Origin of the sequence: Kitasatospora sp. NPDC127035 (assembly GCF_042726075.1) — a bacterium.
Taxonomy (GTDB): domain Bacteria; phylum Actinomycetota; class Actinomycetes; order Streptomycetales; family Streptomycetaceae; genus Kitasatospora.
This window is the reverse complement of record NZ_JBHXDN010000064.1, coordinates 27,477-47,531: the sequence shown is the minus strand read 5'-3', so window position 1 is coordinate 47,531 and position 20,055 is coordinate 27,477. Positions and strand designations below refer to the sequence as shown.

Below are 20,055 nucleotides of genomic sequence, written 5' to 3'. Positions count from 1 at the left end.
ACCGCACCGTCGACCGGTCGCACCGCCGGGCGGAGGATCGGACGGCCCGTCGATCCGGCAGGCCGCACGCGCCGACCGCGGCGCCGGACCCGCTCCCCACCCGCTCCCCACCCGCGTCCTCCTCCGGTTCCTCACGGGTCGCGCACGGGAGGGCCGGTGTCGACCGCCCGCGCGACTTTCGAAAGGAGGTTTCTGTTATCGTCTCCGCCCGTTCCGGTCTCCGGAGTGTCGGAAGGCCCGGGCCGCCGCCCCACGCGGTCGGCCGGGTCGACGCACGAGGAGAGGAGACACGCGATGGGGCACCGGAGTACGGAGCTCCGCCGTCGACGGCGGACGCGGGCGGGGAAGCGGACGGTACTGGTGGCCGTGGCGGTCACGGCCGGCCTGGTCGCGGGTGTGCTGGGCATCCGGACGGCGATGGAGCCGGAGGTCGTCCGTGACACCGCCGTGGCGGTGGCCGGTTCGGCCGACCGGGCGGAGGCGGCCGCGGTCGGAGCCGTCGCCGGGGACGGGGATCCGGGCGAGACCGGCACCGCCGAGGGGGCCACCCGGGCGCCCGGCCCGAAGCGCGAGCAGAAGGCCGCGCCGTTGAAGGAGATACCCAAGGACCAGCCGGAGCGAGGCCTGGTCTACGCGGGTCTGGCCCTGCCCGGCGGCGACCGCTGCGCCGGCTCGCTGGAGGTGTCCGGCGGCGACCTCTGCAGCCACGGCCCGGACGCCCCGCCGAAGGACGTGGACATCCGCAAGGACGTTCCGCCGGTGGCCGCCGCCGTTGCCCAGGCGCCGGTGCTGACTCCCGCCCCCGATGCGCAACCGCCCGCGGCGGCCGACCTCCTGAAGGGCGCGACGCCGGTCCTCGACGCCGCGCAGAAGGCGCTGCTGGGTGATCCGGCCGCGGCCGGCGGCTCGGGTGCGGCCGGCACGCCCGCGGCCGGCGCCGCCTCCGCCGTGGTGTGCGAGGGCGACGGCAGCGCCGGGAACCGCGTGCAGGTGGTGTACGTCCACACGCCGGGCAGCGACCGCTTCGCGCAGTACCTGGCCTCCTTCAAGAAGTGGGCCGCCGACGTCGACGTCATCTACAACGCGAGCGCCCAGGAGACCGGCGGTGTCCGGCACGTCCGGTTCGTCACCGAACCCGACTGCTCCGCCTCGGTGTTGAACGTGCAGATCTCCGACGCCGAGATGGCGGACTTCAACACCAGCAACCGCGCGCTCACCGCCCAGGGGCTCAACCGCAAGGACCGCAAGTACATGATCTTCGCCGACGCGAAGGTCTACTGCGGGATCGGCACCTTCGCGGGCGACGAGCGGCCGGGCCAGGACAACCTGAGCAACTTCGGCCCCTCGTACGGCCGGACCGACGCCGGCTGCTGGGGCGGTCACACCGCGGCGCACGAACTCGGCCACAACCTGGGCGCGGTGAGCAACAGCGCGCCCAACTCCAGCAAGGGCGGCCACTGCGTCGACGAGTGGGACCTGATGTGCTACTCGGACACCCCGTACTACCCGGCGATGCGCACGGTCTGCCCGGACAACGCCAGTGACATGCGGCTGGACTGCCGGCACGACGACTACTACCACACCAGCCCGGCGGCAGGCAGCTACCTCGCCACGCACTGGAACGTCGCCAGCAACCGCTTCCTGATCGCCGGCGGTTCCACCGGTCCGAACCCGGACCCCGGACCGACGCCGACCCGCACGCCGACCCCGACGGCCTCGCCCACCTCGACGGCCTCGCCCACCCGCAGCCCGTCCCCGACCGGCACGCCCACCGGCACGCCGACGGGCTCGCCGACCGGCACCCCGACGGGTTCGCCGAGCCCCACCGGCTCACCGACCGCGAGCCCGACCGGCGGCCCGACGCCGACCCCGACGGCCACCACCACCGGGAGCCCCTCGCCGACCGCGACCGGCAGCCCGTCCCCGACCGGTACGGCGACCCCGACCGCGACCGCGTCACCCACCGCCGGTACCACCGGCCCTGATGTGACGATCAGTCAGATCACCCAGTCCTCCGTCATGGTGAGCTGGTCCGCGGTGGCCTCCGCGAGCGGCTACGACGTGCTGCTCGACGGCCGGACGCTCGGCACCGTCCGCTCCACCGCGGTCGGCCTGGTCCGGCTCGCGCCCGGTACCTCGTACACCGTCGCGGTGGCCGTGCGGGACGCCGGCGGCACGGTCTCCAAGCCCGGCCGCCCGGCCACCTTCCGCACCCCGGCCGACGCCGGGCGGCCGCAGCCGGGCACCCGCTACACGATGGTGAACGGGCTCACCGGTCAGGCCGCCGACCTGTGGGGCAGCTCGCTCAACGACGGCACCGTGGCCATCGCCTACCAGCGCACGGGCTACGCCAACCAGAAGTGGACCTTCGAGGACGCGGGCTCCGGCGCGCTGCGGATCAAGTCCGCCCGCTCCGACAAGTGCCTGCAGCTCGGCGGGGACCCGGTGGCCGGGCAGTACCTCGCGCAGCGGGCCTGCTCGGACACGGCGGGCCAGAAGTGGCGGTTCACCCCGTCGGGCGGCGGGTTCACCCTGAGCGCCGAGGGCTCCACGCTGGTCCTCGGTGTCAGCAACCGCTGGTACTACGGCGGTTGGCTGCTGGAACTGCAGAAGCCGAACGGCCAGGCTTACCAGTCCTGGGCGCTGCAGAAGGCCTCCTGACGGAGCCGGCCTCTCCGACGGGGCGGGCCTCCCGAGCGGCGGGCCTTCCGAGGCGCTCCGGCCCCCACCGGGACGGCCGTCCCGACGGAGGTGCCGCTCCCCGGGAGCCGTCCCCCGGCGGCCGGTCCCGCCGGTTCCGCCCCGCCCCACCCGCCCCGGGTCCGGTCGCCACCAGTACGGCGGCGGCCGGACCCGGGCCGTCCCCCACGAGGAACCTGCCATGCGTACCCGTCCGTTCGCCGCCGCCGCCCTCGCCGCGGCGGCCGTGCTCGCTCCCGCCGCCGTCCCCGCCGCCGCCCACGGCGACACCGTTCACCTGGAGGTCGCCGGGCAGGAGGGCGGGCACGTCACCGCCGTGGCGACCTGGGAGAACGACCACGACCCGGTCACCGAGGAGTTCGCCGGAACGCTCTCCGCGACGTCCGCCGACGGGCGGACCGCCGGACCGTGGCGGCTGGTCGCCGTCCCCGGCCGCCCCGGTGCCTACACCACACGGGAGTTGCTGCCGGCCGGGCACTGGCGGATCACCGTGGACTGCGCCTTCCCCTCGCTGGGGCACGGCGAGCGCGAACTCGACGTCGAGGCGGCGGTGATCTCCGACCCGACCCTGCCGGTCCCCACCAGTTCACCCACGGCCGCGCCCACCACCGCACCCACGGCCGCCACCGCCACCGCCACCGCCCCCGCCCCGCCCGCGAGCGCGCCGCCCGCGCCGCCCGCGAGCGCCACGCCGGTCACGTCCGCCGTCCTGCCCGAGCGCCGCGACGCCGCGAACCCCGCGAGCCCCGCGGACGCCGCCGGAGCCTCCGACGCCGCGACCTGGGCCGCCGTCGGCACCGCCGCCGCGGCCGTCGTCCTGGTCGCGACCGGCTTCCGGCTCCGCCGCCGCGCCCGGCGTCCCTGAGCCGGCCGTCGCGTCCGGTGGCCGACGGGCCGGACCCGCACCGCGGCAGGGACCGCGCGGGCGAGGGAACCACCGGGCGCGAACGGGCCGTCCCCACTTCCATCGGGCGCCGAAGGGGTGTCCGAACGGAAGTCAGGGAGCGTTCGACCATGCGGAAGGTCCTGATCACCGGCGGTGCGGGCTACATCGGCAGCACCGTCGCGTCCGCCCTGCTCGACCGGGGAATCACGCCGGTCGTACTCGACGACCTCTCCAAGGGGAGGGCGGAGTTCGTCGAGGGCCGGGTGTTCTACCGGGGCGACATCGCCGATCCGGAGCTGGTCGACCGGATCTTCGCCGACCACCCCGAGATCGACGCCGTCGTGCACTGCGCCGCCCGCATCGTCGTCCCCGAGTCGGTCGCCAGGCCGCTCTTCTACTACCGCGAGAACGTGGGCAAGACCGTGGAGCTGCTGGAGTCGCTCCAGCGCAACGGCTGTACCCGGGTGGTGTTCAGCAGCTCCGCCTCGATCTACGCGCCGACCCCGGACGGCCGGGTCGACGAGGGCTGTCCGGTCGACGCGAGCAGCCCCTACGCGCGGACCAAGCAGATGATGGAGCAGGTCCTCCAGGACTGGACGCGCGGCGCGGGCGCCGAGGAGCTGCGGGTCATCGCGCTGCGCTACTTCAACCCGGTCGGCGCGGACCCGCAACTGCGCACCGGCCTCCAGGACCTCCACCCGAGCCACGCGCTCGGCAAGCTGATCGAGGCCCACACCGCCGGCATCCCGTTCACCATCACCGGTGTGGAGTGGGACACCCGGGACGGTTCCGGCATCCGCGACTACATCCACGTCCAGGACGTCGCCGAGGCCCACGTCGCGGCGCTCACCCGCTTCGACGAGGTGATCAAGCCCGCCGCCACCGACCGGTACCGCGTCATCAACGTCGGGACCGGCGACGGCACCACCGTCCGGGAGCTGGTCACCGCCTTCGAGCAGGCCGTGGGCGCGGAACTGGACGTCCGCGAGGCCGATCCGCGCCCCGGTGACGTGCTCGGCTGCTACAGCGACGTGACGGCGGCGCGCGAACTCCTCGGCTGGGAGCCGCGCCGGACCATCGCCGAGGGCGTCGCGGACGCGCTCGCCTGGCGTGCCGTGTGGATCGCCAGGACGGCCTCCGCCTCCGCCTGACGCGGTCCGGGCCGGGGCCTCGCGGCAGAGGTCCCGGCCCGGCGGCCCGTGCGCGACGGCCCTACTCCGCGGGCTTCTTGGACTCGTCGAGACCGCGGATGAAGTCCTTGGCCTTGCCGGTGGCGGTGTCGATCTTGTCGCTGTACTTCCCGTCGGTCTTCCCGTCGATGACGTCGGCGACCTTGTCCAGGCCCTGGCCGATGGCACCGCTGTGCTCGCGGGCGAGGTCGGTGGCCTTGTCGGCGATGTTCTTCAGGTTCTCGAACATGATGGCGTTTCTGCTCCTTCAGCGCGGTTCGTGGTCATCCTAGCCGCCGCTGACCTGGCGGTTCGTCGGTTTCGGGAACCGGGTAGGAGGTGTGCGGATGACTTTGCGGGGGTGGGTTTGTATGCTCCAGGTCAGTTCTACAGGATTGTAGAAGTTGGCTCGCGGACGCGGCGGAAGGGGTGTGGGTCATGGCCGGACAGGTGGCGGGGACCTCGTACCGGGAGGCGGGGACGCGCTCCGGCGGCACCGCCGGGACGGCCCGACGCCCGGATGCGGCGGGCGTGGAGGACACCGCGGGCGCGCGGGACGGCCGGGCCGATCGGACCGGCGGTGGTCACCGGGCGGTCGCGCGGCGGGAGGCACGGCGGGCGGCGTCGCGCCGGCCGCGCGGTCGGGCCGGCGCAGCCGTCTCGGCGGCGGTCGGGCTGCCGCTGCTCGGCGCGACGGCGGCCGAGGCCGCCGGCGGGGGCGGCGGTCCGCTGTTCGCGGCCGGAGCCGTGCTGGGTGCCGCTGCGGCGGCCGCACTCTGCGGCCGGGCCGGGGGCTGGTGGGTGGTCACGGCCGCGCCGCCGGTGGCGCTGGCGTCCCGGGTGGCCACCGCCTACCTGGCCGACCGGGACGCGCACCAGGGGAAGGCGCTCGCCTCGGCGGCCGTGCGCTGGGTGGTCGGCGCGTTCCCCGTGATGGGGGCGGCCGCCGTGGCCGCGCTCCTGGTCCTCGCCGTGCGGGCGGTCCGCGCCCGGCGCACCGGCCCGGCCCCGGACGGCCGGGTCGCCCGCGACCGGCGCCGCAGACGCGGATCCCGCCCCGATCGGCGCCCTGATCTCCGCCCCGGCGGCGCCCGGCCCTCCGGCGCGGGTGCCCGCGAAGCCGGGGCCCGGGGTACCCGAACTCCCGACCGGAGGAACCGTCGTGGCTGATCCCCGCACCGGGCCGCTGACCGTCGTCGGCCGCGCGCTCGCCGCCACCGTCTCGGCGGCCGTGCTCGGCGCGAGCGGCCTCGTCTGGTACGAGTACCGTCAACTGGACGGCGGCATGGTCAAGTCGGGGGCGCTGGCGGAGGCGCGGAGGAACGCGCCGCCGCGCCTCGACAGGTCCGTCAACCTGCTGCTCATCGGCCTCGACAGCCGCAAGGACATGGACGGCAACGACCTTCCCAAGGAGTTCGTCGAGGAGGAACTGCACGCCGGGTCCAGCGAGATCGGCGGGTACAACACCAATGCCCTGATCGTCCTGCACATACCGGCCGACGGCGGCAAGGTGACGGCGCTCTCCGTCCCGCGCGACGACTACGTGCAGACCGTCGGTGCGGACGGCCGGATGCACAAGATCAAGGAGGCGTACGGCATCGCCAAGGGGGCCGCCGAGCAGCGGCTCGGGGGCAGGGGGCTCTCCAGGTCCGAGCTGGAGCGGCAGAGCCGGGAGGCGGGCCGGTCGGCCACCGTCCAGACCGTGCAGGCGTTCCTCGGCGTCCCGATCGACCACTTCGCCGAGGTCAACCTGATCGGCTTCTACGACATCGCCAAGGCGGTCGAGCCGATCCAGGTCTGCCTCAACAACCCGGTCGACGACCCGATCGTGGCCCGGACCGCCAACCACGAGGGCGGCGGCACCGGCCTCAGGCTGCCCGCCGGCATCAGCTCGCTCGACGCCCGGCAGGCGCTCTCCTTCGTCCGGCAGCGCCACCACCTGACCAACGGCGACCTCGACCGGACCCACCGCCAGCAGGCCTTCCTCTCCTCGGTCGTGTACAAGCTCAAGCAGCAGGGCGTCATCGGTGACCTCGGGCAGCTCCAGCGGCTGTTCGACGTGGTGAAGGAGGACGTGGTCATCGACGACCGGTGGAACCTGCTGGACTTCGCGCAGCAGGCGCCCGACCTGACCGGTGGCAACGTCGAGTTCAACACCCTGCCGATCACCGGGTTCAAGAACATCGGCGGCCAGGAGGTCAACACCGTCGACCCGGAGCAGATCAGGCGGATCGTCAGGCAGCTGTTCGGCCACGAGCCGCCGCCCCCGGCCCCGGCACCCGCCGCAGGGGTCTCCGGCACGTCGACCGCGCCGGAGACCCCTGCGCCGCCGGCGAAGGAACGGGCCACCGTCGACGTCTACGGGGTGAGTGCCGCCGCCGCGTCGGCGGAGTCCGAGGCCCTCGCCGAACTCGGCCACCCGGCGGGGAGGACGGCCGGGAGCGCGGCGGCCGGGCGGGCGAAGGCCACCACGGTCGGCTACGGCACCGGCGCGAAGGCCGAGGCCGAGCGGGTCGCGGCCCGCTACGGCGTCACCCCCACGGCCTCCGCCGCCGCTCCGGCCGGTCACGTGGTCGTCACGCTCGCCCGCACCTCCGGCGCGACGCCCGGCCCCTCCTCCGCCGCCGCGCCCGGTGGTTCGTCCGCCGGACCGGCACCCGCGGGCACCCCGGCCGCCGGACCCGCCCCCGAACCGCCCATGCAGGGCCCCGCCGTGCGGGCCGGTGGCATCCCCTGCGTCGACTGAGGACCCCGGCGCCGGGGCGCTCCGCGTCCGGGCGCCCCGGGAACCGCCGGGAATCCGGGGGCGTCTTCCGACGGAGTCGAGGGGCGGGAGTGACGCATGGGACGGACGGTGCCGGGCCCGGGCCGGTGGGGCCGCGTACGACGGGTGCTGAGGGGACTCTGCGCCGCCGCACTCGCGGTGCCGGCGGGCCTGGTCGTGGTCCGGCTGGCCGGGTGGGACGACGGAACGGCGCTGTCGCTCGTGGTGGTCGGCCTGCCGCACGCGGCGCTCGGCACGCTCGTGGTGCTGGGGGCGCTGCTGGCGCTGCGCTCGTGGTGGGCGGTGGCGGTCGCCGGGCTGCTCGTCGCCGTGCAACTCTGCTGGCTGGTCCCGAGGTTCGTACCGGACGGCGGTTCGGTCCCGGCCGACGCGCCGCGGTTGCGAGTGGCGACCAGCAACGCCTACATGGGGCAGGTGGACACCGCCGATCTGGTCCGGCTGGTCCGTGAGCAGCGGGTCGACGTCCTCGCGGTCGAGGAGCTGGGCCCGCGTGCCGCCGCCGGGCTGGACCGGGCGGGCATCGCCGAGGTGCTGCCGTACCGGGAGGTGCGGCCCGGCCGGGACACCGCCGTCTACTCGCGGCTCCCGCTGACCCCGCTGGACGGTGCGGCCTCGGCGGCGGCCCGTGACCAGGTGGCCGTCGACGTGGCGGTCGGCGGCCGGACGGTCCGGCTGACGGCGGTGCACACGTACTACCCGCTGGGTGACGCGGGCCGCTGGGCGGAGGACTTCGACGAGCTGCGGGCGGCGGCCGACGGTGCCACCCGCAACGCCGTCCTGCTGGGCGACTTCAACGCGAGCCTCGACCACGCGCCGATGCGTGACCTGCTCGGCACGGGTCTCACCGACACCCATGCCGAGCTGGGTCGCGGCGGCTCGCCCACCTGGCCGGAGTCCAACGCGGACTTCCCCTACCTGTGGCCGGTGATCCAGATCGACCACGTCCTGCACGGGGACGGGTTGCGTGCGGTGTCCGTGGCGGAGCACACCGTCCGCGGCGCCGACCACCGGGCGGTGGTGGCGGAGCTGGCCGTCACGGGCTGACGCGGCCACCGGTGTCCGCCGGCTGCCGCCGGGTGGTGACCCGCCAGTGGACGAGTGCGAGCAGGCTGATCAGGCTGCCCAGACCGCACACCGCCGTCCAGCCGCCGTGCTCGTACACCAGGGTGGAGGCGATCGCGCCGAGGCCGCAGCCGGCCGAGTAGAACAGCATGTAGCCGGCGGTCAGCCGGCTCTGCGCCTCGGGCCGGACCCGGTAGAGCAGGTGCTGGTTGACCACGTGCACGGACTGCAGGCCGTAGTCGACGACCACCAGGGCGAGCACCAGCCACCACACCGAGTGCGGCAGCAGCACGGCCGGCAGCCAGGAGACCAGCATCGCGGTGAGCCCGATGGCCAGGGTCCGTTCGGCGTGGCCCCGGTCGGCCCGGCGCCCGGCGCGGCCCGCCCCGAGTGCGCCGGCCGCGCCGGCCAGGCCGAGGAGCCCGATCTCGGTGTGGCTGAGGTCGAACGGCGGGGCGGCGAGGGGCAGCACCATCGGCGTGAGCAGGACGGTGACGGCGGTGAAGGTCAGCAGCGCGAGCCCGGCGCGGGCCCGGAGCACGGGCTCCTGGGCGAACAGGGTGAAGACCGAGCCGACCAGCCGCAGGTAGCCGATCCGTCCGGGGCGGCGCCGCCCGGCCGGGACGACGGCCGCCAGGACGGCGGCCATGACGCCGGTGGCGACGGCGGACACCACGTACACGGCGCGCCAGCCGGCCAGGTCGCCGATGGCGCCGGCGACGGTCCGGGCGAGCAGGATGCCGATCACGATGCCGCTGGTCACCGTCCCGACGATGCGGCCCCGGTCGGCGGGGTCGGCGAGCGAGGCGGCGAGGGCGACCACCACCTGGGCGACCACGGCGAGCACGCCGACCGCCATGGACGCGAGGAGCATCAGCGGCGCGGAGGGGGCGAGGGCGACGGCACCCAGCGCCACGACCGAGAGCCCGAGCTGGCCGACGATCAGGGGCCGGGGCGCGAGGCGGTCCCCGAGGGGCACGAGCAGCAGCAGCCCGACCGCGTAGCCGACCTGGGTGAGGGTGCCGACCAGGCCGATCGTGGAGCGGCCGATGCCGAGGTCGTCGGCGATCAGGTCGAGCAGCGGTTGGGAGTAGTAGACGTTGGCGACGGCGAGGCCGCCGGCGACGGAGAACAGCAGGGCGATGGCGGGGGAGAGCCGACGGGCGGGTGCGGAGGGGGCCGCGGCAGCGGCCGGAGCGGAGGTCCCGCGGGCGGTGCGGGCGGTGCGGGCGGTGCAGGTGGTGCGGGTGGTGTCGGGAGGGACCACGTGGACGGCTCCTGGGGGCGGGCGGGGGCCCGGACGTGGCCGGGCCCATGCGGTTTCAATCTGCTACCGAGCCACCCTGACACAGTCTGGTTTCAATAAGCAACCGCATGGGGATCCGCTGGTCGCGCGTTAGGGTTGCACGGTGAAACCCCGCCCCCGGGCGGAGGGAACCGCAGGTGAGAGGAGGCGCGCGTGCCCAGGCGCACCACGCACGAGGAGTCGTCCTGCCCGGTCGCCCGGCCGCTGGACGTCGTCGGCGACGGCTGGACGCTGCTGATCGTCCGCGACGCCTTCGACGGGCTGAGCCGGTTCGGTCAGTTCCAGAAGAACCTCGGACTGGCGAAGAACATCCTGTCCGCCCGCCTCGCCGGCCTGGTCGCCGGCGGGGTCTTCGAGACGGCCCCGGCCTCCGACGGCAGCCCCTACCAGGAGTACGTGCTCACCGAGAAGGGGCGCGCGCTGTTCCCCGTCGTCACGGCGCTGCGCCAGTGGGGCGAGCAGTACTTCTTCGAGAGCGACGAGCCCCGCGCCCGGTTGGTGGACCGCGTCGACGGCGCGCCGATCGCCCCGATCGAGGTCCGGGCGGCCGACGGCCGGATGCTCGGTCCGGACGACGCCGAGGTGCTGTTGCCGTAGCCCGGAACGAGGCCCGCCGTCGCCCGCCCGGTCGAGGGGCGGGTGACGGCGGGCCTCCGGCGGCCGGTCGGCTCAGCCGGCTTCCGGCGTCGGACAGGGCGGAAGCGTGGACGGCTGCGTGGTGGAACAGGTCGGCGTGACCGCCGCGGTCTGCTGCGCGGTGGCGGTGGCGGCCGTCGTGGTCGTGCCGGTGGCCGACCGGACGGCGGTGCTCGCCGTCGTGGTCGCCGTGGTCGCCGTCGCGGCGGACGTCACCGTCGACGGTGTCCCGCCGGCGGTCGTCGGCGCCGCGCTGGTCGGCGGCGCGGACGTGGTCGCCCCGGTGGAGGCGCTCGACGGAGTGGCCCCGGACGAGGTCGCCCCGGCGGTCGAGGCCGTCGCCGTACCCGAGGACGGCGTCGCGGTGGAGGCGGTCGCCGACCCGCTGGACGGCCCGGTGGACCCGGAGGTCGAACCCGACGGCGTCCCCGACGTCGCACCCGAGCCGGTCGCGGAACCGGACCCCGAGGTCGACCCCGAGGAGGACGGCGAGGTCGACGAGGAGCCGGAGCCCGACGGTCCGGTCGGCGTCATCGGGGCCGGCGGCGGGACACCCGGCGCCAGCGGACCGCGCGGCGGCTGGGCGGGCCGGTCGACGATCTCGATCTGCCCGGTCACCCGGACGAACCAGCCGCCGGTCACGACGTTCACCAGCAGGATCTCGGTCACCGGCTTGGGCGCCGGCACCACGACGACGGTGGCGGACGGCTGGAAGCCCGCCCAGGCCTTGCCGGTGTACTTCGCGTCGGACACCAGCGTCGGCGGCTTCAGCGGGTTGCCGCAGCCGCAGCGCACCCGGGGCACGCCCTGCGCGTCCACCAGGACCGACGTACCGGCCTGGAGCACGGACTGGTAGCCGACCGCCGCGCCGCCCTTGTACGCGTGGTTGGTCACCCGGGTGTCCACCCGCAGGAACGCCGGGGTCAGCGACCGCAGGTAGGCCGGGTTCTCGGACTGGTCGATGCCCTGCGCGGACGCCCAGGCCCGGCCGCTGTCGCCGGTCGACGTCATCGAGACCAGCTTCTCCACGTCACAGTTCGGCTTGGACATCGTGCCCGCGTACAGGCCGGACGACGTCCCCTCGACGCTGCGGATGCCGGCCGGCGTCGTCGCGGCGGCGGTGCTTCCGGTGGTCGCCGCTCCACCCGTTCGGGTGGTGGCCGGCTGCGCGGGGGTCGAGGCCGGCGCCGGGGCCTGGACGCCCTCGGTCTCCACCGACGGGGTGAACGGAGCCGGTCCCGGGTCCTGCGGGGACTGCAGCGCGACCTCGTTGGCGGTCGGCACGGCGTCGTCCTGCTTGCCGCCGCCGTTGTTGTTGACGATCAGCACCGTCGCCACCACGGCCACCACGGCCGTGCCGGCGACCAGCGCGGCCTTGCGGCCCGAGCGCCACCACGGCGTCGGACGTCCCCCGGAGGGCCCGCCGGAGGCACCGGAGGGCGGTCCGGACGGGGGTCCGGGCGGTCCGGAGCGGCCGCCCGACGGCGGCCCGGAGAGCGGCCCGGACGGGGGTCCGGAGGGAGGTCCCGAGGGCGGGCCGGACGGAGGTGGTTGGGAACTCATCGAGGGCTCCGTTTCGCAGGCGGCCGGCGAGTCCGGTCGGCGCAGGAGGCTCCTGCCACTGGGATCCATTTCTCCCCCCGCTCCCGATCCGTCGCAACAGCAAGCCGTGGTCGCCCGCGGTCACGGCCGCCGCGTCACCCGCCGTCTCACCCGCCGCGCCAACCGCCGCGTCACCCGCGACCCGGTCGTCCGCGACCCGGTCACCCGCCGCCGCGGCGTCCGGAGCAACGGCCCGCGGCGCGGCCGGGCGGGCCGGCCGGTCCTGGGTCACCCTGGAGCGAGGCGCGCGGGGGTCCGGAGTCGTGGCGCGGGGGATCGGAGCCGTCAGGAGGCCCGCATGCAGCAGCAGGCCCGTCCGCACCCGGGGCGGCCCACCGGGGCCGCCGGGCCGCCCGGCGCCCTGCGCGGGTGGCTGGACGCGCTCGCGGTGGTCGCCGCGGGGTTCGCCGCGATGGCGGCGGTCGCCGCGCTCGGTCTCTGGGCGGCCGGTGCCGACGCCCTGCCCGGCGGCGGCTTCCCGTACGTGGTGGCCGCCGCGCTCGTGCTGGCGGTCGGCGGATCGGTCGAACTGGAGGGCGGCGCCGGGTTCTTCGCCTCGGTGGACGCCGGGATCACCGCCATGCCGCTCTCGGTCGGCCTGGTCGGCGCACTGGCCGTGGCCGAGGTGTTCCTGCGCCAGCTCCGTTTCCGGGCCGTGGCGGGCGGCGGCGAACTGGTCGGCCGGGCCGCCCGGACGGCGGTGGTCTGGCTGGTGGCGCTGGTCCTGCTCACCCTGGGGGCCCGGCACACCTTCGCCGTCCCGCTCGGCAACGACCTCGTCGAGGAGCTCGGCGGCGCCCTCGGACTGTCGCCCGAGGTCGGCTTCCACGCCGACCCCGGTTCCACGCTCGGCCTCGGGCTGCTCTGGCTCCTCGTCGTGCTCGCGATCACCTTCGCGGTGTCCCGCCGCGCCCCGCTGCCGCGCGCCCTCGTCCCGTTCCAACAGGCCGTCCGGCCGGCCGCGTTCGCGATGCTGGCGGTGCTGTTCGGCTACGTGGCGCTCGGCCTGGTGGCCGCGGTCGGGACGGCGGTCGTGAACGGCAGCCCCCGGGAGATCGCCGCCGTCGTGCTGCTCGCCCTGCCCAACCTGGTCTGGATCGCCTTCGGCGTCGGCCTCGGAGCCGAGTGGAACGGCCACCTGAGCGGAGCGCTCGGCCTGCCGGTGCCCAAGCCGCTGGCCGCCGTGCTGCGCACCCCCGAGGGGCAGGACGGCACGGTGAGCCTCGGCACGCTCGCCGAGCAGGACGCGCGGGCGTGGTGGCTGCTCCCGCTCGCGGGGGTCCTGATGTTCGCGGCCGGTCTGCTGGCCGCCTACCGCTCGCCGCGCGGGGTCCGGCTCTGGCAGCACGCCGTCCGGCTGGCCGCGGCGGCGGCCGTCACCGTGCTGCTGGTCGGCGTCTGGACGTGCGTCTCGGCCGACTACGGGCTCTCCGTGCTGGGCGTCGGCCTCGGTGAGGGCGGCCTCGGCGACCTGCTGAGTTCTGTCCTGGGCCCGGAGGTCGGTGATCCGGTCGGCCCGGCGGCCGCCCTGACCGGGGGGACGGTCGTGCTCAGCCCCGTCCTGTGGACGGCGGTGCCGCTGGCCGCCGGGTGGGGGCTGGTCGCCGGCTGGCTCGGCGGCCTCGTGGCGGCCCGGCTGAAGCGCCGGGGGCAGGCGCCCGGCGAGCAGCGGTAACGGCTGTAGCGCAGCGCCGGGGCGGGAACCGTCGGGAGCGCCGGGGCGGGACGGGTCACCCCGGCGTGCGGATCAGCGCGGCGGACGGACCACCGGGTCGGCCCAGGCGGGCGGCTCCGGGACGCCGGGAGCGGCACCCGCGTGCGGGCCGCCGTACGCGGTGCCCCCGTACGCGTCCGTCCGGTGGGTCGGGACCACCTGGGTCGGCGGTCCGGCCGCCGCCCACTGGCTCGCGGGCGGCCCCGCCCCCGGCAGGACGGTGGCTGCGGCGCGCAGCTCGGCCACGAACTGCAGGCAGCCGGCGTACCGCTCCCCGGGGGACTTGGCGAGCGACCGGGACACCACCTCGTCCACCGCGGCCGGCAGGTCGGGACGGTGGTCGCGCAGGGTCGGCGGCGGGTCGTTGAGGTGGGCCCAGAGGAGGGCGAGGTCGCTCTCGCGCCGGAACGGCGGCACCCCGGCGAGCATCTCGAAGACCACGCAGCCGAGGCCGTACTGGTCGCAGCGGCCGTCGAGCGGCCGGCCGGAGATCTGTTCGGGCGCGGCGTAGTCGAGGGTGCCGACGATCTGGCCGACGCCGGTCAGCCCGCTCAGCGAGAGCGACTTCTTGGTGAGGCCGAAGTCGGCCAGGTAGAGGTGCTCGGGGTGCTCGCTGTCCGTGCCGGCGGCGACCAGCACGTTGCCGGGCTTGACGTCGCGGTGGACCAGTTCGTGGTCGTGCGCGGCGTCCAGCGCGGAGGCGATCTGCAGGGCCAGCCCGGCCGCCCGGTCGACGGGGAACGGCCCGCCCCGCTTGATCAGACCGCGCAGGTCGCCGCCCTCGACGTAGCGCATCGCGATGAACAGGATGCCGTCGGCCTCGCCCGCCTCGAACACCGGGATGATGTGCGGGTGGTCGATCGCGGCGGCGACCCGGGACTCGTGGATGAACCGCTGCCGGAACACCTCGTTGCGGGCCAGCTCGGGGGCGAGCAGCTTGACCGCGACGGTGCGGCCGAGCCGCAGGTCCTTCGCGCGGTACACGACGGCCATGCCGCCGTGGCCGATCTCCGACTCCAGCCGGTAGCCGGCGACCCGGCGCCCGACCATGCCGGCCGGCAGGCTGGGCGGGCCGAAGTCGTCCCCGAAGTCGTCGTCGAGGTCGTCGAGGAGGTCGGGCCGCTCGGCGCGGACGCGTCGGGGGGCAGGGCCGCCGGTGCTGCCGGGGCCGTCACCGGGGCCGCCGCCGCGACCGGGGTCGTCACCGACGGCGGTCGGGGGCGGGGGCGGGGCCGGTGCGGGAGGTGCGTCCGGTGCGGCGGGCTGGACCGTCGGTGCGGGCCTGGCCGTGGGTGTCGCGGACGGCACGGGTGCGGGGGGCGGGTCGTCGGGCGGTGGCACGTTCGGCGTGGTGAGGGGCCCGCGGTCGGGTTCGCGCTCGGGCGCGGGTCGGGCCTCGGGCCCGGGCTCGTCCGGTGCCGGCTCGTCCGGGGTGGGCCCGGGCCGGCCGGCCGGCGGGATCACAGCTCCACCGCCCGGGTGGGTTCGTACGTCCCGTCGTCCGGGGAGGCCGGGGAGACCGGAGCGACCGGCGGGATCGGCGGGACCGGGGTCGAGGGCGTCGCCGGGGCCGCCGGATGCGGACGGTCGGTGGCGGTGTACGTCTGGAGCTGGAGGCCGTCGCAGTAGCACCAGCGGTCGTGCGCCGGGTCGTACACCCAGAGCGCCTCGCCGTCGATGACCAGGCCGATCCGCAGGCCGCGGGCCCGGTCCTGGAAGGTCCCCAGGTCGGCGCTGCCCGCCGCGAGGTCCTCCAGCATCGAGCGGTAGCGGGCCAGCCGGCCCTCCACCTCGGCGAGCGCGGGGCGCGGGTCGGCGGTGCGGGCGGGCGGGCCGGTCGCACCGGGGGGCACACCGGGGAGGGAGACCAGCAGCCGGCCGTCCACCCAGGTGGTCCAGCCGTTGGAGCAGAGGACCTGTGCCCAGTCGCCCTCGCGGGCGATCAGCCGGACCGGCAGCAGCGGATCGAGCCGGGCGGTCGGCTGCGCCGGGTCGGGGGTGACCCAGCTGGCCAGGCCGTCCGGCGGGGCGACATGGGTGGGGCGGAACGCGAACTCGTCCATGGGCTCTCGTCCGTCTCTCGTCCGTCTCCCGGCTGTTTCCGCCGCTTTCCCTTGCTTCCCGGTTCCTCCGCCCGTCGCCTCCGTCCGCTCCTTCCGCTACTTCCGCATGATCGTCGGCTCCTGCCTGCGCAGCAGGGCGAGCACGGCGACGGACAGCGCCGCCGCCAGCGCCACCAGCATGACCAGCGCGAACAGCCATCCGGTCCGGTCGTGCCGGAACAGCGGGTCGGCCGTGATCGTGGTCGGGAAGACGGCGTGCAGGTCGACGGTCCGGGCCATCGCGGACAGACCCCAGCGGGAGGGCACCAGCCAGGCGAACTGCTCCAGACCGGGTACCGCGTACAGCTTCAGCATGGCGCCGCTGAAGACGATCTGCACCACGGAGAGCAGCACCAGCAACGGCATGGTGGCCTCCTCCTTGCGGACCGTCGCCGAGACCAGCAGGCCGAGCATCATGGCGGAGAAGGAGAGCAGGGCGACCGCGATGATCAGCTCGACCAGCGGTGGCAGCAGGACCCCGGTCTCGACCTGGACGCCGTTGGGCAGGGTCGGGGTGAGGTCGACCCCGGCCAGGCCGACCACGGTGAGGACGGCGGCCTGCCCCACCGTGATCGTGCCCAGCACCACCACCTTGGAGACCAGGTAGGCGGAGCGGGACAGCCCGACCACCCGCTCCCGCTGGTAGATGGGCCGTTCCTTGACGATCTCGCGCACCGCGTTGGCGGAGCCCGTGAGCAGACCGCCGATGCAGAGCGTGAGCAGGCAGTTGAGCGCGTTGTCCGGGGAGAGCCGGGTGCCGGCCATCGCCCGGCACATCACGCCGATCAGGAACGGCAGGGCGATCATGACGGTCAGGAACAGCCGGTCGGCGGCGAGCACCGACGTGTAGCGGCGGATCAGCGTCCCCAGCTGGGAGAACCAGCCCTGCGGGGGCTCCGGTCCGGGCTGTCCGCCCGACGGCTCCTGCGGTACGGGCCGGGCGGGGGGCAGCGCCTCCGCGGAGACGTAGCGCCGGTAGAGCGGCGACTCGCGGAACCGGCGCTGCCAGGCCGCGTGGTCCTCGTTCTCGAACGCCTCGAAGGCCTCCGGCCACTCGGTGAACCCGAAGAAGTCGAGCGCCTCGTCGGGCGGGCCGTAGTAGGCGGTCCGCCCCCCGGGGGCGAGCACCAGCAGCCGGTCGCAGACGGCCAGGCTGAGCACGCTGTGGGTGACCACGACGACCGTGCGTCCGTCGTCGGCGAGGCCGCGCAGCATCTGCATCACGGAGCGTTCCATGCCCGGGTCCAGGCCGGAGGTGGGCTCGTCGAGGAAGAGCAGCGAGGGTTTGGTGAGCAGTTCGAGGGCGACGCTGACGCGCTTGCGCTGGCCGCCGGAGAGGCTGGAGATGACCAGGTCGGCCCGGCTGTCCAGGCCGAGCTCGTGGATCACCTCGGAGACCCGGGCTTCCCGTTCCTCCTTCGCGGTGTCGCCGGGGAAGCGCAGTTCGGCGGCGTAGGAGAGGGCGCGGCGGACGGTCAGCTGGGTGTGCAGGATGTCGTCCTGCGGCACCAGGCCGATCCGGCGGCGCAGTTCCGCGTAGTCGCGGTAGAGGTCGCGGCCGTCGTACAGGACGGTGCCCTCGTCGGCGGGGCGCAGCCCGGTGAGGGCGTTGAGCAGGGTGGACTTGCCGGCGCCGCTGGGGCCGGCCACCGCGAGCAGGGCCTTCTCGGCGAGCGGGAAGGAGACGTCGTCCAGCAGGACCCGCCGGTCGGCGCCGACCCGGACCACGAGGTTCTGCACGTTGAGCGAGATCTCGCCGGTGTCGGTGTACTCGACCAGCTCGTCGCCGGCGAGGCAGAGCGCGGAGTGGCCGATGCCGACGATGTCGGTCGGGCCGACCGGTGCCCGCTGGACGGGCTGGCCGTTGAGGTAGGTGCCGTTGTGGCTGCCGAGGTCGACGATCTCGTGGCCGCCGCCGGGCAGGGTGCGCAGCTCGGCGTGGTGCCGGGAGACCACGAGGTCGTCGAGCACGAGGTCGTTGTCGGTGGCCCGGCCGATCCGCACGCTGCGGTCGGGCAGCCGCAGGACGGCGCTCGGCCGGCGGAAGGTGCCGGAGGCCTGCGGGGCGACGAGCGAGGGGCGCTCGCCGGCCGCGGGTTCGGGCAGGCCCGCGAAGGTGGCGGACGGGCCGTCGGCGGCGTTGCCGAACCGCAGGCGGGTGCCGGGGCCGACGTCCTCGGACCGGATCCGGTGGTGGTCGGTGTAGGTGCCGTTGGTGCTGCCGACGTCCTCCAGCCGCCAGTGGCCGGCGGCGACGCTCAGCACGGCGTGGTGCCACGAGACCCGGGGGTCGTCGAGGACGATCTCGCTCGTCGGGTCGCGGCCGACGTGATACGCCCGGCGCGGGTCGAGCAGTCGCGAGTCCGTGCCGGTGACGAGTACCAGGGGCGGCGCCGAGGGCGCGCCTGGGCGCTCTCCCATGGTTCGGAGTCTAGTCCCGGGCGCCGTCCTCGGCCTGGTCACGGCCCGGCCGAGGACCTGCCGCGGGCTGCCGCGAGCTGCCCGCAGGACCGGCCGCAGCCCCCGGGCCTGCGGCCGGCAGGGCGGGCCTCTCACGAATTGGACTGGACCACTGGATCAACACCGGTGCGCTGCCCTATCGTTCGGGGAGTGATCTGCACGGTCGTCCGGGTGGTCCGCACGGCTGTCCCCGCGAGCCCAGGGATGGACCCATGAGTGTCTGGCCACAGTTGAGCGAAACCCGGCTGGTCAGGGCCGGTTCGGCCCCGGGGACGGTGCTGCGCTGCGGGCTGGTCGACACCATGCTCGCCGACCTCTCGGTCTCCGTGGTGTTCTTCTTCGAACGCGCGCTGGACGAGGACCGGCTCGCCGCCGGACTGGCCCGCGCGCTGGCCCGGATCCCCGTGTTCGCGGGCCGACTCCACACCGTCGACGGGGTGTTGACGGCGGTCTGCGACGACTCGGGTGTCCCCCTGGAGAGTTACCGCGTCGACGGCACGCTCGCCGAGGCGATGGGGCGGGTGACCCTGCCCGGCGCCGATCTGGCCGACCCGGTCGACGCCCCGGCGGCCCGCGCCGGCAAGGGGCCGCTGCTGACCGTCCGGGTCACCCGGACCGCCGACGGCGGCACCGTGCTCGGCTGCTCCTGGCATCACGCGATCGGCGACCTGCAGAGCTTCGCGCTGCTGCTGCGTGCCTGGTCGGCGGCGGTCGAGGGCGAGGAACTGCCCGTCGCCGAACTGGTCGAGGACCAGGACGCGTTGCTCGACAAGGTCCTGCCCGCCGAGGACTGCGGAAGCCCCGGGTTCCGGCTGCCCGGCCCGGAGGAGAGTGCACTGCTGGCCCGCGAGGTGGCGGCCGGGCCGCGCGCCAACCGCACCGTCCAGCTGTACTTCGGCGACGCCGAGATCGCCCGGATGCGCGAGGAGTTCAGCGCCGCGGCCGGCCTGCGGGTCTCGGGCGGCGACGCCGTCTGCGCCCAGGTGGTGCACACCGTGCGGCAGTTGGACGGCGACACCGAGACGCGCACGCTGACCGTCCCGGTGAACGTGCGCCGGCCGCTCGGCCTGCCGGACTCCCTGCTCGGCAACCTGCTCGGCGACATCCACCTGCCGTACGCCCCCGCGGACGGCCCGGCGGTGCTCGCCGGGGCGCTGCGCTCGGCCGTGCTGGGCTACGCCGACCAGCACCTCAACCTGCGGTCCAACCTGCGCTTCCTGGAGGAGCTGGGGCGCCCCCGGCTGCAGGAGTGCGTCCCGCTCGGCTTCGACCCGGAGCACCGCCGGTTCAGCTTCTCCAACTGGAGCCGCTTCGGGCTGTACGAGGTGAGCTTCCAGGGGCAGCGGCCGGTGTTCTTCAGCCCGACCGCCAACTATCCGCTGCCGTGGGTCTCCTGGAGCGTCGAAGGGTTCCACGGGACCGGCCTGCTGACCACCGTGGTGCTTCCGGCCCGGCTGGCCGCGAAGCTGCGCGGAGACGCCGGCCGGGCCGCGCTGCACCGCTTCCGCGACCCGGCGGACGAGCTGCCGGCGCTGCTCGGGGCGGTACCCAAGGTGGTGTGACGAAGCGGGGGCGGCCACCGTGGCCGCCCCCGCTCCGCATCCTGCCCGACCGTGTCCGGGTCGCCCGGACG

At 75.4% G+C, this 20,055-nt stretch carries 15 protein-coding genes; 9 read left to right on the top strand and 6 right to left on the bottom strand.

Annotation, left to right across the window (positions count from 1 at the left end):
* Positions 1–294: 294 nt before the first annotated feature.
* From ACFWIC_RS32290 to galE, 3 genes are all read left to right on the top strand, one after another.
* Entirely contained in the window at positions 295–2,661 is a 2,367-nt protein-coding gene (locus ACFWIC_RS32290; protein WP_380362333.1) for an RICIN domain-containing protein, read from the top strand.
* Positions 2,662–2,881: 220 nt separating this feature from the next.
* Positions 2,882–3,565: a hypothetical protein gene (locus ACFWIC_RS32285; RefSeq protein WP_380520646.1), complete on the top strand. Its 684-nt coding sequence runs from the start codon at positions 2,882–2,884 to the stop codon at positions 3,563–3,565.
* Between the two features lie 149 nt (positions 3,566–3,714).
* Complete coding sequence (gene galE, locus ACFWIC_RS32280; RefSeq protein WP_355408240.1) at positions 3,715–4,737, top strand: UDP-glucose 4-epimerase GalE; 1,023 nt, start codon at positions 3,715–3,717, stop codon at positions 4,735–4,737.
* Positions 4,738–4,798: 61 nt separating this feature from the next.
* Here the strand turns inward: galE and ACFWIC_RS32275 are convergent, their stop codons facing one another.
* Positions 4,799–5,005 carry an antitoxin gene (locus tag ACFWIC_RS32275; protein ID WP_329881263.1) on the bottom strand — a complete coding sequence of 69 codons (207 nt, stop codon included), beginning with the start codon at positions 5,003–5,005 and terminating at the stop codon, positions 4,799–4,801.
* A 188-nt stretch (positions 5,006–5,193) separates the two neighbouring features.
* Here ACFWIC_RS32275 and ACFWIC_RS32270 point away from each other — a divergent pair, with 188 nt between their 5' ends.
* The 3 genes from ACFWIC_RS32270 to ACFWIC_RS32260 all read left to right on the top strand — a co-directional run bounded on the left by ACFWIC_RS32270 (position 5,194) and on the right by ACFWIC_RS32260 (position 8,584).
* Entirely contained in the window at positions 5,194–5,925 is a 732-nt protein-coding gene (locus tag ACFWIC_RS32270) for a DUF6542 domain-containing protein (protein WP_380520645.1), read from the top strand.
* Complete coding sequence (locus tag ACFWIC_RS32265; protein ID WP_380520644.1) at positions 5,918–7,501, top strand: LCP family protein; 1,584 nt, start codon at positions 5,918–5,920, stop codon at positions 7,499–7,501. Before ACFWIC_RS32270 ends, ACFWIC_RS32265 begins: the two co-directional genes overlap by 8 nt.
* Before the next feature lie 96 nt (positions 7,502–7,597).
* Positions 7,598–8,584 (top strand): endonuclease/exonuclease/phosphatase family protein, encoded by a 987-nt coding sequence (locus ACFWIC_RS32260; RefSeq protein ID WP_380520643.1) that lies wholly within the window; start codon positions 7,598–7,600, stop codon positions 8,582–8,584.
* Here ACFWIC_RS32260 and ACFWIC_RS32255 read toward each other — a convergent pair.
* Positions 8,574–9,869 (bottom strand): MFS transporter, encoded by a 1,296-nt coding sequence (locus tag ACFWIC_RS32255; protein WP_380520642.1) that lies wholly within the window; start codon positions 9,867–9,869, stop codon positions 8,574–8,576. The genes ACFWIC_RS32260 and ACFWIC_RS32255 overlap by 11 nt on opposite strands.
* A 192-nt stretch (positions 9,870–10,061) precedes the next feature.
* Between ACFWIC_RS32255 and ACFWIC_RS32250 the strand changes: the two genes are divergently transcribed.
* On the top strand, positions 10,062–10,505 hold the full coding sequence (locus tag ACFWIC_RS32250) for a helix-turn-helix domain-containing protein (protein ID WP_329881258.1): 444 nt from the start codon (positions 10,062–10,064) through the stop codon (positions 10,503–10,505).
* Between the two features lie 72 nt (positions 10,506–10,577).
* Here the strand turns inward: ACFWIC_RS32250 and ACFWIC_RS32245 are convergent, their stop codons facing one another.
* Complete coding sequence (locus ACFWIC_RS32245) at positions 10,578–11,882, bottom strand: DUF6777 domain-containing protein (protein ID WP_380364788.1); 1,305 nt, start codon at positions 11,880–11,882, stop codon at positions 10,578–10,580.
* A 562-nt stretch (positions 11,883–12,444) separates the two neighbouring features.
* Here ACFWIC_RS32245 and ACFWIC_RS32240 point away from each other — a divergent pair.
* A complete protein-coding gene (locus ACFWIC_RS32240) occupies positions 12,445–13,821 on the top strand; it encodes a streptophobe family protein (protein ID WP_380520641.1) in 1,377 nt (458 codons plus the stop codon).
* A 72-nt stretch (positions 13,822–13,893) separates the two neighbouring features.
* Here ACFWIC_RS32240 and ACFWIC_RS32235 read toward each other — a convergent pair whose 3' ends face one another.
* The 3 genes from ACFWIC_RS32235 to ACFWIC_RS32225 form a co-directional block, all read right to left on the bottom strand.
* Positions 13,894–14,910, bottom strand: a complete 1,017-nt coding sequence (locus ACFWIC_RS32235; RefSeq protein WP_329951910.1) for a serine/threonine-protein kinase — start codon at positions 14,908–14,910, stop codon at positions 13,894–13,896.
* A 410-nt stretch (positions 14,911–15,320) separates the two neighbouring features.
* Positions 15,321–15,923 carry a hypothetical protein gene (locus ACFWIC_RS32230; protein WP_329951857.1) on the bottom strand — a complete coding sequence of 201 codons (603 nt, stop codon included), beginning with the start codon at positions 15,921–15,923 and terminating at the stop codon, positions 15,321–15,323.
* 96 nt (positions 15,924–16,019) lie between these two features.
* Positions 16,020–18,383, bottom strand: a complete 2,364-nt coding sequence (locus tag ACFWIC_RS32225; RefSeq protein WP_329881253.1) for an FHA domain-containing protein — start codon at positions 18,381–18,383, stop codon at positions 16,020–16,022.
* A gap of 251 nt (positions 18,384–18,634) precedes the next feature.
* On the opposite strand from ACFWIC_RS32225, the gene ACFWIC_RS32220 reads away from it, so the two are divergent.
* Positions 18,635–19,984: an acyltransferase gene (locus tag ACFWIC_RS32220; protein ID WP_380520640.1), complete on the top strand. Its 1,350-nt coding sequence runs from the start codon at positions 18,635–18,637 to the stop codon at positions 19,982–19,984.
* The last annotated feature ends 71 nt before the right edge of the window (positions 19,985–20,055 follow it).